This is a genomic window from Pseudoalteromonas luteoviolacea (assembly GCF_001696455.1).
Lineage (GTDB): Bacteria > Pseudomonadota > Gammaproteobacteria > Enterobacterales > Alteromonadaceae > Pseudoalteromonas > Pseudoalteromonas luteoviolacea_C.
In genome coordinates this window covers 1-14,709 of the sequence record NZ_MAUJ01000003.1, presented here as the reverse complement: position 1 = coordinate 14,709, position 14,709 = coordinate 1, and the positions used below count along the sequence as shown (strand labels likewise).

Annotated in this window: 3 protein-coding genes and 1 pseudogene; all 4 read left to right on the top strand. The window is 44.0% G+C overall.

Annotated features, from left to right (window positions below; all coding sequences use genetic code 11):
- Positions 1 to 8: 8 nt before the first annotated feature.
- Positions 9 to 9,194, top strand: a complete 9,186-nt coding sequence (locus A7985_RS10915) for an Ig-like domain-containing protein (RefSeq protein WP_141685329.1) — start codon at positions 9 to 11, stop codon at positions 9,192 to 9,194.
- 402 nt (positions 9,195 to 9,596) lie between these two features.
- Positions 9,597 to 11,291, top strand: a complete 1,695-nt coding sequence (locus A7985_RS10910; protein WP_141685328.1) for an O-antigen ligase family protein — start codon at positions 9,597 to 9,599, stop codon at positions 11,289 to 11,291.
- Between the two features lie 94 nt (positions 11,292 to 11,385).
- On the top strand, positions 11,386 to 11,685 hold the full coding sequence (locus A7985_RS10905; RefSeq protein WP_065790511.1) for a hypothetical protein: 300 nt from the start codon (positions 11,386 to 11,388) through the stop codon (positions 11,683 to 11,685).
- Between the two features lie 25 nt (positions 11,686 to 11,710).
- Positions 11,711 to 14,709 (top strand): annotated as a pseudogene (locus tag A7985_RS10900) (hypothetical protein); the annotation flags it as partial.

The following is a 14,709-nucleotide window of genomic DNA, read 5'->3' as shown; positions in this document are numbered from 1 at the left end:
ATGGCACTTTGACCTTATCTGTGATTTTAACGGATACCGCAGGCAATGCGGCAACGGCGGCGACAGCCAATAGCACGTTAGATACTGCAGCGCCCAGTGGGCACAGTGTGGCCTTAAATGACACCAGTTATAGCAGCGCAGAGACGGGCGGTGTGAACTTTAGCTTTACCAGTGCCGAGGTGGGCGCCACATACAGTTATACCCTCAGCAGTAATAATGGCGGTACGGCGGTGACGGGCAATGGGACGGTCACCAGCGCAGGGCAAACCGTTAATGTGTCGGATATCAGTGGGTTAAATGATGGTAATTTAACCTTATCAGTGACGGTGAGCGACACGGCAGGTAATTCAGCCACGGCGGTCACAGATACAGCGACCTTGGATAAAACCAAGCCGACGGTGACCACCTTCAGCGCATCGGACAGCAACTTAAAAGTGGGCGAAACGGCGACAATCAGCATTGTGCTGAGTGAAGCGAGCAGCACATTTGCATCGTCCGATATCACCGTGAGCGGCGGTACACTGAGTAACTTCAGTGCTACATCGAGTACACAGTACAGCGTGTTATTTACACCTACGGCGAATTCAGAGGCTAACGCGACACTGGATATTGCAGCAGATACTTTCACCGATGCAGCGGGCAATAACAATACCGCCGCGACACAACTGCCCATTACAGTCGACACCAAAGCGCCAAGCGGTCACAGTGTCTCGTTTGGCGACACCTTGTATTCGAACACGGAAAAAGGCGCGGCATCCTTTTCCTTTAGTAGCGCAGAAGTGGGGGCAACCTATAGCTATACCATTTCGAGCAGCAATGGAGGCACTGATGTCACGGACAACGGTACAGTGACGTCGGCAGGCCAACAGCTCACCAATTTAGATCTCAGTGCCCTAAATGATGGCACCTTGACCTTATCTGTGATTTTAACGGATACCGCAGGCAATGCCGCGACAGCAGTGACTTCTACAAGTGAATTAGACACAGCAAGTCCAACAGTTAATACACTTTCCGCTACTGATACTAATCTCAAAGCTGGTGAAACAGCGACAATTAGCATTGTGCTCAGCGAAGCGAGTAATGATTTTACAGTTGATGATATTAGCGTGACAGGAGGTGGTCTAAGTAATTTTTCCGCAACTTCAAATACGCAATACACCGCACTGTTTACGCCCACAGAAAACTTAGAATCTGCAGCAACACTTGATATCAGTGCTGCAAAGTTTACCGATAGTGCTGGCAATCCGAATACTGCGGCAAATCAATTAACTTTGACTGTAGATACAAAAGCCCCGAGTGGACAAGCGGTAAGCATAGATCAAACCCTTATCAACCGAGACAATGAATCCGCACTGAGCTTCTCTTTAACCGGTTTGGAGGGCACAGGATCGTTCGAGTACAGCATTACAGATGCAAATAACCAGTCGGTGACTGGTAATGGTAATATATCAGCTGTTACAACTCAGGTAACTGGCATCAATGTCAGTAATCTTGCTGAAGGTACATTGACACTCTCTGTAACCATTGTTGATACTGCGGGGAATCGCAGCGATGCGATTGCGGATACAGTGACTAAAAAATACAATGTAGCCCCAGTTCTCAGTGGGCAGCCGGCAACAAGCGTTGCGCAAGACCAAGCATATAGCTTTACTCCCACATTGGTTGACCCCGATGGTCAAGATACACACACTTATAGTATAACGAATCTGCCAAGCTGGGCGGCGTTCAATCAGAGCTCTGGATTGCTTTCTGGTACACCTACAGACGCAGATGTTGGTCAGTACAATGGCATTCAAATATCTGTCAGCGATGGTACCGATTCAGCTTCATTAGCGAGCTTCAATATAGAAGTAACCAATGTAAATGATGCGCCTAGTGGCACAGCATTTACCTTCACGACGGCTGAAGCTGGTTTGCTCGTTGTTAATTCAGCGGCAGGGTTACTAAGTACAGCAACGGATCCAGATTCTGACAAGGGGGATAGCCTAACGGTGGAACAAGTTTCGGCCCCCTCTTATGGGCAGCTAACCTTGAATCAAGATGGCAGTTTCTCTTATCAACATGATGGCAGCGAAAACCACAGCGATCAATTTACCTATCGAGTCAAAGATGCTTCAAATGAAACATCAGCGACGTATACAGTCACACTGACCATCACCGCTGTCGCAGACGCACCGACCGCCAACAATGATATTTTGACCGTTACAGAAGACACAGCCGGCACCATAAACCTATTAGCAAATGACAGCGACCCAGAACAAGACATGGTCGCATCTTCGGCAGTCATAATTGGTCAACCAACGAAGGGCAGCGTGACCATTCTTAATGGTGTTGCGACGTATACACCCAACGATAATGCGGTGGGTGCAGATAGCTTCACCTATAACGTCAAGGATGCACAACAAAACACATCAAACACTGCCACAGTGTCAGTGACCATCACAGCTGAAAATGATTTACCGATAGCCAAAGAGTTGGTGATTAATACGTCCGAAGATACGGACTCCGCAGCATTACAAGTGCGGGCTCAAACAACCGATGTTGAAGATGGCATTCCCACTGGAGATTTGGCATTGGTGACTCAACCCTCAAAAGGTGTCGTTGAAATAAACCAGCAGCTTGGCACATTTGTTTATAAACCAGCAGCCAATCAGAGCGGCACAGATAGCTTCACGTATACCGTTAAAGACAGTCAGGGCGGTATTTCGGCACCTATGACAGTGTCGGTGAACATCGGGGCAGTGAATGACAAACCCATTGCTACTAATGACGCGGTAACCACAAATGAAGATGTGGGTGTATTGGTCGCGATTCTGGCAAACGACAGTGATGTTGAGGATCAAGGCTTTAACGGGGCGAACATCACGCTAGAAGATCAAGGCAATGGCGCTGGCAATTATGCAAAAGCTAAAGTCACAATTGGCGCTGATGGAAAACTTAGTATTGCTCCAGAAGCAAATCAAAACGGGGTATTTTCTTTTAGTTACACATTAACAGACAGTGAAGGGCTCGTCTCTGACCCTGCGACAGTGACGGTTACCTTAACGCCCGTCAATGATGCGCCAGTGGCAAACGACAATACTGCGAGCCTGCAAGAAGAGGGCTCCTTTGAAGTTAATGTATTAGGTAACGATACGGACGTAGATGACAATGACAGTTTCAATCTAGCTAGTGTAACAGTCGTTGATAAGCCGCAATTTGGTCAGGCTGTTGTGAATACTCAGGGGGCGATTGTATATACGCCAAATACGCATTATTTTGGTGATGATACGTTTACTTACACCGTACAAGACTTGGCGGGCGCAACTTCCAACAAAGCAACGGTGACGATGACAGTAACGCCGGTAAATGATGCGCCAGTTGCAAACGACCAAGCGTTGAGCCTCAATGAAGACAGCAGCCTATTGATATCATTGTCAGCGACAGATCAAGAGTCTGATCCATTGAGCTACCGCATTGTCACCAATGTGTCGAATGGGACGCTTGTTGCACAAACAAATACTACTTGGTTATATACACCAACGGCTCACTTCAATGGCAACGACTTATTCACTTTTGTGGCCAATGATGGCGTTCTTGACTCGCAGTCCGGCACCGTCAACCTGACGGTTAATGCAGTAAATGACGAACCAACTGTGTCTGGGCAGTCTATTAATGTGGATGAAGAAGCTGCTGTGATAATCACGTTGTTAGGGGAAGACTTAGACAATGATAACTTGACCTACTCTATAGTGAGTGGGCCAAGTAACGGTACATATACCCAAAACGGAAATAATGTTACTTATACGTCTAATGTTGACTTTTTTGGTTCAGATAGCTTCACGTTTAAAGTAAATGATGGCCAGGTTGACTCCGAAACTGCCACGGTGAATATCACCGTGGCCAATATAAACGACGCGCCAACAATCTCCGGCGTGCCCATTGCGCAAGTGAATGAAGATAGTACCTATAGCTTTGCACCTATATTTGAAGACAAAGACGGCGACTCACTGACTTTCAGCATCGAAAACAAACCGAGCTGGGCAGAATTCAATACAAATACCGGCCTCTTATCTGGTGTCCCAACCAATGCTAGTGTCGGGAGCTATGAGAACATCATGATCAGTGTGTCTGATGGCTCCGAGTCAGCTTCTCTTGCTGCGTTTACGATAACAGTCGTTAATACAAATGATGCGCCTGTCATTTCAGGTAACCCGCCGCCTTCAATCGAGGAGGATAGTGAGTATTCATTCACACCTACTGCATCAGACGTAGATGGTGATGCACTAACCTTTAGTATTAATAACATGCCTAGCTGGGCTCAATTCGAAAGTGCGACAGGACGGTTATTTGGTACGCCAGACAACTCACATGTTGGTATATATAATAACATTGAGATCAGCGTATCTGATGGCCAACAGAGTTTATCACTCAGTGCATTCAGTATTACCGTAAGTAACGTAAATGATGCGCCGACGATAGGTGGTACGCCTGCCTCAAGCGTGGACGAAGACAGTAATTATAGTTTCACTCCTTCTTCTAATGACGTTGATGGTGACACGTTGACGTTTAGCATTCAAAATAAACCAGCTTGGGCACTGTTTAACGCTTCCACTGGGGCGCTGACAGGTACGCCTAACGACAGCCATGTCGGGACATACACAAATATAGTCATTTCTGCGTCTGACGGGCAGTCTTCAGTTCAGCTCGACACGTTTAATGTCGAGGTAATAAATACCAATGACGCTCCCGTGGGCAGTAATCGCAGCTTTGAGGTAAGCGAAGGGGGCAATTTAACTCAAAACGCTTCCACTGGATTACTCAACCCAAATTTCGTGTCCGACGATGACTTAGACAGCGGGGACGTACTGTCTATAGCTGAGTTCAGTCAACCAACATTCGGCACACTCAATGTGAGCGATGATGGCAGTTTCTCATACACTCATGATAACTCTGAAACGCAAAATGACAGCTTTACCTATCGTATTAAAGACGCGTCTGGCTCCATCTCAGAAACTTATACCGCTAACATCAACATAACACCTGTTTCGGAACCACCTATTACCGTCAATGACAGTGCTCAAACCGATGAAGATACGGTTGTCATCATCAATTTACTTGAAAATGACTCAGATCCTGAGGGTGACATTGTGGCATCTTCGGCGGTAGTCATAGATGCGCCTAGCTTTGGGTCTGTCACCGTAAGTAATGGTGTTGCTACTTACTCTCCGAATCAAGATATCAATGGTGACGATGTATTTTCATATATTGTCTCTGATCAGGACTCAAACAACTCGGAAAAAGCGACGGTTTCAATCGTAATATTGCCTGTTAATGATTTACCTGTTGTGCAAAACCTGTCAGTGAATATTGAAGAGGATGCGATCGCGACCCCAATTTCTGTGAGGGCATTCGCCACAGATATAGAAGATGGTATTCCTACGGGAAGTATTACGGTAACGAGCCAACCGCAGCGAGGTAACGTTGAAGCGAATAATGAACTTGGGGTAATTAACTATACACCTAACGCCAATGAGCAGGGCAGTGATAGCTTCAGTTACGCCATTTCAGATAGCACAGGTGCGGACTCAGCACCTGCATCAGTTTCAATCACAATTGGCGAAGTGAATGATGCGCCATCTGCAATGGACGACTCGGTGACTACCGCAGAAGATACGCCAGTAATTGCCAACGTTTTAAGCAATGACTCAGATGTCGAAGATAGCGCTTTCAATGGTGCAAACATTACACTGCAAAATAGTGGCACCTTCGACTTTGCTACGGTCTCCACTTTGGCTGATGGCCGCTTACAAATTGATCCTTTGCAAGATCAAAATGGCGTGTTTAGCTTTACCTATGTGTTAACGGATAGTGAGGGGTTGACTTCGCAGCCTGCCACAGTCACTTTAACTATTGACCCTGTCAATGACGCGCCAGTTGCAAACGATGACATTGCAGCACTTGAAGAAGAAGGTTCTTTTGCAGTTAATGTGCTGGGCAACGACCTAGATGTGGATGGTAATGACGAAATAGACAGCGAGACGGTATTTGTGGTTTCTAGTCCTGATAAAGGTCAAGTGTCGATAGATTCTTTGGGCCGTATTGTCTACGTCGCAAACACCAACGAAGTGGGCAATGATACGTTTAGCTATGCGTTTAGAGACACTTCAGGCGCTTTATCCAATACCGCAACGGTGACGATGACCATTGAAAATATCAATGATGCCCCAGTTGCCTCGGATGATCAGTATTCGGAAGAAACATTTGATGAAGCGACGGGGACTTATCGACTTGCAGTTTTGAGCAATGATACAGACGTGGATGAAGGCGACGCTTTAACGATTTTAAGCGCCATGCCCTCTGTGGGAAGTGTTGAGGTTCAAGGGCCATTGCTTGTTTATACGCCAGAAGATACGTTTAATGGTGTCGTGATCATTGAGTATGTTGTAAAAGATGCGGCGGGTGCTATCAGCAGGGCGACTGCAGAGCTGACGATAAATCGAAATGACAGTACCGGAGAGCCTCCCGCTATTATCACGCCGCCAGATGTGACAGTCAATGCTACTGCGTTATACACAAAAGTAGAACTAGGTAATGCCACCGCGACAGACAATAATGGTAATGTGATAGGCGTTTCGCTGGTCGACAATAATACTTTGTTTTCACCTGGGCGTCATTTGGCCACTTGGCAGGCTACAGATAACAATGGCCTGAGTGCATTTGCTACACAGAATATCTTTGTAAACCCATTGATTTCTCTTTCTAAAGATATGCAACTTTCTGAAGGGCAAAGCTTCAGCCTAGGTGTTTACCTTAATGGTGAATCACCACAATACCCTGTTCTGGTGCCCTATACGGTTTCTGGAAGTGCTTCTTCTGCGGATCACACATTAGTGGATGGAACCATTCAAATAGCATCAGGGACAGAAGGACTTATTTCGTTCGATTTATTAACGGATAACATTGTAGAAGGGAATGAAACGATAGTCATCACACTCGGTGACGGACTGAATCGAGGGGCTAAATTTTCTACACAAATCACAATCGTCGAGGATAATGTCGCGCCAGAACTTCAGTTGATTGCCTCTCAGAATACAGAGCAGCGAACCACAGTTACAGCAAACGAACAACTTGTTAGCGTTCAGGCATTCGCCAGCGATGCAAATGAGGGAGACATTATTTCATTGCAATGGAGAGCGCTCGATTCTGGGTTACAAAATCTGAGCACATCAGATAATGAGTTTGTGTTTTCACCACAATCCCTTACTTCCGGGGTTTATGGACTGGAAGTAACTGCCACAGATAATGGAAACCCCAGTTTGTCCTCAACTGCGCAGATTTATTTGGAAGTAGTGCCTTCACTCAGCGTTTTGACTGGTCAAGATACTGATGGTGATTTGATACCAGATAATGAGGAAGGGTACAGTGATTCGGATAATGATGGTATTCCAGATTATCAGGATGCGATTACTGACTGTAATGTTATGCAGGAACAGGTACTAGAAGCCAATCAATTTTTGATTGAAGGTGAGCCCGGTGTATGTATTCGAAAAGGTGTAACGATTGCGCAAAATAGTACAGGGGGTGTGCAACTCCTCCCTGAAGAGTTACAAGCAGATGACAGTGCAATAAATATTGGTGGTCTGTTTGATTTCATCGCGACTGGTTTACCGCAAGCAGGGGATACATACAGTATTGTAATACCGCAACGAAAACCGATACCTATCAACGCAGTATATAGAAAATTAAAAAATGACCAATGGGTTGACTTTGTGGTTAATGAAACCAATAAGATCTATTCGTCTCTAGGCGAACCGGGCTATTGTGCTCCTCCTGGCAGTGATGTCTGGCAAGAGGGTCTTCAGGAAGGGGATTGGTGCGTTAAGTTACAAATTGTTGATGGCGGGCCAAATGATGATGATGGCATAGCAAATGGCAGTATTATTGATCCTGGCGGGGTTGCTGTTGTTAAGACAGATAACTTGTTACCGATTGCGAAAGCAGATGAGCTGACCATTGGTGCTGGCCAATCAATAGTGATTGATGTTTTGGCAAACGATACTGATGCCGATGGTGATGGGCTTGTCATCACAAGTGCCAGTGTGGATTTTGGTGTTGTTACAGTAGAAGACAATAAATTATCGTATATACCACCCGCTACCTTCGTTGGTACAGCCACTATTCAGTATAGTATTACCGATGGTCAAGGCGGAACAGCCAATAGCACTGTAACGGTAAATCTTGCCGTAAATACGCCACCGTCAGCAAAACTAGATGAAGCATCAACCGATGATAAATCCAGTATTACTCTCGATATATTGGCAAATGACTTAGATGCCGATGGGGATGAGATATCGCTCATTGAGGCATCTGCTCAGTATGGTACGGTGAAAATAAATACTGATGGCACATTATTGTATACAGCCAAGCAAGGGTTTGAAGGTGTCGATATCATCACTTACACCATAATGGACTCTAAAGGCGGGGTATCGCAAGGTGTTGCTCGTGTCACCGTGACTGCTTACAAAGCAGTTAGCATTGAAAATAAATCATCAGGAAGCCTAGGAGGAACCTTTATTGTGATACTCTCAGCACTCATTTTGCGCAGAAGAAAGACATTATTACCAAGCTATGCTTTGGTGTCGTTAGCCTGTCTAATGCCTTATTCAGCTTATGCAGATTCATGGACTTTAAAAGGCACTCTCGGAGAGGCTCAAGCTCAAGATCGCATACCAAATAACAGCGGATTACAGATAGGGAAAGTCGATGACTCTAGCGCCTCTTGGTCTGTCAGTGGTTACTATGAATTAGTCCCAAATTGGCACGTAGGGATTGGCTATGTGGACTTAGGGCAAGGCAGTGTAGACTTTTCTGGTGAGACGCTTACCCCTGATGAGGTCCATCAACAGCTGTCCCGTGTATCTCCGGTATTACCCGAAGGGTTTACGCTTCAAGTTAATTACGATGTGTTCAATTGGCATAATTTTACTGGTGAAGTATTTCTCGGCGCTTTTGATTGGGAGTATCGTATAGATAGCACCAGAGATGGCCGCTTTCTAAAAAGCTATGAAACTGCCGAAACAAATGCGTTTATGGGCACTGAGCTTGGTTACCAGTTTAATAATGCCTTTGAAGTCGGGTTGCAGTACAAGCACTTCGATATCAGTGAAAATAAAGTCAATGAGCTTTCGCTTTCATTGAGTATGAAATTTTAGCCCGGCAATTGTAAGTCGGTAATGTTATTTGTTATCGACTTACAAGTTTAAAAAGCTTTACCCCTCAGAATTAAGCTTCTGTTTATGTCATACCCTTAACCAACCTTCATTACATTAATTATTAATATATTTATATATTTTGGGCTCTCCATTTTTCACATCGAATTTTATCAAAATATTAATTAATTACATTAAAGGGATGATTTAAGGTCGGACCTCTTTTTTGGGGACATTTTGTGTTCATTTTTGACCTGGTTTGTTTTAAATAAGTTAAATGAGATGTTTTCTTCCTATTTTCTTTGCAATGAAAATATTTATCTTTATTTTTTGCCTAGTGATTTTATTGAAATTTTATTTTTATAAATGTATAAAGTCGTCGGTTTTTAATTGTTGAAGAATAAAATGCAAGCGACTATGCAGGGAGCCCTAAATAAATTAAGTTATTTAGGTTGTCGGGAAATAAAATGGAATGATGGTTATACAGCCTGTTTTTTGATGGTTGTACTATGCTCTTGTGTTATATCTGTAATTAGTATTGATGTTTTTTTTGATATTTTTAGTGGCCCTAAGTGGGTGGTCTTTGACTCTCTATTAACTATCATTCTTTCCTTTTTTATATTTAAGTCAAAAAAAATTAAAGTCGGATCTTTGGGGCTCTTAACATGTGCTTTAACTTTTTATATGTTCTTGAGCTCATTATGGGCACCAAATGTATTTGAAGCAGTTAGCTTTTCATTAAGGTTTGCCTGTTTCTCTCTTGCGATATTTATAATTTCAAGTTCATTTAATAAAGATGAAGTTTTGAAAATCTTAGTTGATGGGGTGTTTTATTCTTCAATTGTATTTTGTTCTGTTTTGATTTTTGAAAGATACATTGTCGGGAAGGCGTATTCTGTAACCGATTTTTCTCCCATTGGTTTTATTAATTATTTGGGGCAAGTCCTAAATGTATGGATACCAATTTTAATACTGTCAATTTATATGCACCGAAACTCAAAAGTAAGGTTAATTGCCGGGGTACTCAGCACCGCAATTCTTATGAATTTGCTATTAGAGTCTGGCACACGCGGCGCGATCCTTGGCTTGTTGTGTGCAGAGGTATGTATCTTATTAGTGCTATTAGTTAAAACTAAAAAATTTCCAGTAAAATATATGGCAGTTTCCGCAGGGCTTCTGGTGTCAGTTGGAACCTTTACAATGCTCAAAGATCTCGGGCCGGAAATGCTACAAGGGCATGTCAATTCTATAAAAAATCTAGAAACTGGACGAGAAACTGTCTTTGCAAACACAGCAGATATGATTGTTGATAACCCCCACGGCGTAGGTGCGGGTAATTTCCAGTACATCCATCCAAAGTACGCCAAAATGGGCACAGAGCAAACCTCACCATACCTTTCTGAGTATGGGATTTTAGTTTCGCCATATAATATTATTCTTAAATTTTATAGTGAATTAGGTGTGTTGTTTGGTAGTGTTTTTCTAATTGTTTTATCTTCTGTATTTTACATTTCATTTAAAAACTTCTTGTTTGGCAACTATGTTGATACCTGGGTTTTTATGGCTGTTTTTTCGCTCTGTTTTCACGCCATGTTTAGCTCAGTTTTCTTAACGCCAGTGAGTTTACTATTTTCGATGCTGCTTTTTTCTGTGGTCTTATCAAGAGCCAAATATTCTGTGAAGAAGCTCATAGTGAAAAGAAGTGTATTTATTGTACTTTCAATTGGCCTTGCACTTTCAATCTTATTTATTAGGAGTGCTGAGGTTGGCTCAAACTATTTGGCTAATTTAGGTTTGAAAATTGGCGATACACAAATGGTAGAAAGGGCGATAGAAATTAATGGTTATAACCATCGAGCATTATTAGGAGCTAGTTTTTTATATTTGCATAAAGAGCAAGACCTTAAGGCTACATTGAATAGCTTGGAAAATACATTGGAGGTATATCCATACATGTTGTTTTCTATGGTTCAAGCAGCTGAAATCTCCTACAAGTTAGGAGATTTTGAGAGATTTAAAAGATATAAAAATAAAGTGCTGGAAATTTACCCTGCAAATGAGAGGGTTTTGAGTATAGGTAAAGATGAGGGTGTTGAATGATTTATAAAATTTACTGAGCTTCTATTTGGAATATTAACTTTTAGATAATAGATGAAGTTCACTGATGAACGAATTACTAATTTAAGGAATATAAATGAAAGTTTGCACTTCTTACAGTTTAACTATCGTTATGTGTGCTTGTTTGAGCTTAGTCGGCTGTGGCGGAAGCGATGATAATAAAGCTGCGAATAACGAAAAAAAGACTCCAATTACTAAACCGGACCCAAACCCTGGTAAGAAAGTTGCCGAGCATTCGGTCAAGCGTTCGAAACTGGGTAGCGCCCGCGTCCAAAAAGCTACGTCTGGAAGACATGATGTGTCTGCATCGGTGACAGTGGTTACCCAAAAAGCAAATTCAGAAAACTTTGGCCTGTCTGATGCCGAGATTAATTAATTTAAACTAAAAATAAAGGGATTATATGTTTACTAAAAACGCAATTGCAGCGGTTATTGCCGCTGCTAGCGCTGTCTCTGTGCCTGCATTTGCTGCTCAGTTAAATCATCAAGGTACTTTAACAGACTCTAATACACAACAAGCTGTAAATGGCACAGTTTCAATGACTTTCAAATTATATGCGCAGGAGCAAGTAGTTTGGGAAATTGTTAGAGAAGTCGAAGTCGTTGATGGGTCGTATGCGGTCCGATTGGGCGAAAATAATGACATTGATGCTGCTATTTTTAAAAATCGAGATTTAGAGCTGGGTATTACCATTGGCGATGATGCTGAAATGTCCCCTCGTTTAAAAATTGATACGGCTCCAAGTGCCTATCATGCGGATGTAGCAAGCAAAGTTGAGGGGGAAGTTGACGCGACTCAAGTTTCCGTTGGCGGGAATGTCATTATTAATGAAAATGGTGAGTGGCTCGGTTCTACTACGGGCCTAAGAGGAGCTGACGGTGCAGATGGTCGCGACGGTGTTGACGGTAAAGACGGCGCTGATGGTAAGGATGGTGCTAAAGGTGAAAAAGGCGACAAAGGAGATGATGGTCAACCGGGGACGCCTGGTCAAAAGGGTGATAAGGGCGACCAAGGTGACCAAGGTGACCAAGGTGAAAAAGGCGAACAAGGCGAGAAAGGTGACCAAGGCGAAAAAGGAGATAAAGGCCTTCAAGTTAAAGGCGCTTGGAGTGAATCCGTTGCGTATGTAGTAGATGATGTCGTCTCGTTTGAAGGAAGCATATACATTGCGGTAGCTTCAGTGAGTGCTGTTGAGGAAGGCCAAGCAAATCTCACCCCAGATACAGATTCTAGTACTTGGACATTGTTAGTATCTAAGGGCGCTCAAGGTGAAGCTGGTGTTGATGGTAAAGACGGTATTAACGGTAAAGATGGCATCGATGGTAAAGATGGGCTAGATGGCAAAGACGGCACTAATGGTAAAGATGGTGTTGATGGAAAGCCGGGCCGTGACGGCGTAGACGGTGTTGATGGTAAAGACGGAAAAGATGGCAAAGAAGGTGCTAGAGGACAGCAAGGTGCAAAAGGCGATAAGGGAGACCAAGGTGATAAAGGCGATGCCGGCGAAAAGGGAGAAAAAGGCGACAAAGGTGAGAAAGGCGATAAAGGGGACAAAGGTGACCGTGGCTTAATTATCAAAGGTAATTGGAGCGCGACAGAGGGCTACAATCAAGACGATGTGGTCGTCTTTGAAAATAACGCTTATGTTGCACGTATGACTGTTTCAGCAGTGATAGAAGGTAATGAGCCTAATTTACCACCTTCAAATACCAATGACAGCTGGTTATTATTGTTCAACGGTGTTGGTTCAGGCCTTGCCGGTAAAGATGGCCTAGATGGCGCTCCAGGTAAAGATGGTCGTGATGGTATTAACGGTTTAGATGGTGCCCCCGGTAAAGATGGTATTAATGGACGCGATGGTCAAAACGGAAAAGACGGCATTGATGGTCGCGATGGTATCGATGGAAAAGACGGTGCAAACGGCAAAGATGGCCGAGATGGCATTGATGGTTTAAACGGCAAAGATGGTGCCAAAGGTGAAAAAGGCGATAAGGGTGATAAAGGCGACCGTGGCTTAGTAATTAAAGGCTACTGGAGCGCTGAAGTAGCGTACGATATCGATGATGTTGTCGTGCACGAAAACAATGCTTATATTGCTAGATCTGCCATTGCTGCAGTTGTAGAGGGCGATGAAACTAATTTGCCTCCATCACAAACTAACGACAGTTGGTTACTATTATTTAATGGTGTGGGTTCTGGTTTAGCTGGAAAAGACGGTCTTGACGGTAAGGACGGGAAAGACGGAAAGGACGGCATCAATGGCATTGATGGAAAAGATGGCGCGAATGGTATTGACGGAAAAGACGGCGCTCCGGGTATAAACGGTAAAGATGGTGCACCGGGTATCAACGGTAAAGATGGTGCACCGGGTATCAACGGTAAAGATGGCGTTGATGGAAAAGATGGTGCTCAAGGTGAACCAGGTGCGAAAGGTGACAAAGGGCTGCAAGTTGTTGGAGCTTGGTCGTCTAAACTTGCCTACAAAGTGGATGATGTTGTTACCCATGAAGGCAGTGCGTACATCGCAAAGGTTGCAATTCCTGTGGTTGTAGAAGGTGAGCCCCAAAATGGGACGCCAAAAGATAACTTAGCTCAATGGCATGTTTTGGTTGCAAAAGGCGACAGCGGAATTCAGTTTATTTCTGAAGGCTATAACCTTGTTACTGAATTTAAATCAGGCGATGTCATAACTTATTTAGGCAGTGCATATATCGCTACTCAAACCATTGTAGGTGTGCCGCCCACAGATCCTCAAGGAAACATTCAACAACCTTGGCAAATGCTGGCAAAGGGGGCGAGTTATGACGAGACCAAATTTGCTCTAAAGGCAGAGTTACCTGACTTCACTGTATATGTTACTAAAGCTGAGTTTAATACCAGCCTAGCTACAAAAGCAGATAGCATTACTGTGACAGGCTTACTCGAAACAAAAGTCGAAAAAACAACGTTTGATAACGCACTGACTCTTAAGGCTGATATTGCAACAGTTAATACGCAGTTGGCGGCAAAAGCAGACCAAGCAGCGATGGACACCGCATTAGCAGCGAAGGTGGATACCGCGGCGGTGAATACTCAGTTGGCGGCAAAAGCAGATCAAGCAGCGATGGATACTGCGTTAGCAGCAAAGGCAGATACCGCTGCGGTGAATACTCAGTTGGCGGCAAAAGCAGACCAAGCAGCGATGGACACCGCGTTAGCAGCGAAGGCGGATACCGCGACGGTAAATACACAGTTGGCGGCAAAAGCAGATCAAGCAGCGATGGATACTGCGTTAGCAGCGAAGGCGGATACCGCGACGGTTAATACGCAGTTGGCGACAAAAGCAGATCAAGCAGCGATGGATACTGCGTTAGCAGCGAAGGCGGATACCGCGACGGTTAATACGCAATTGGCCGGACA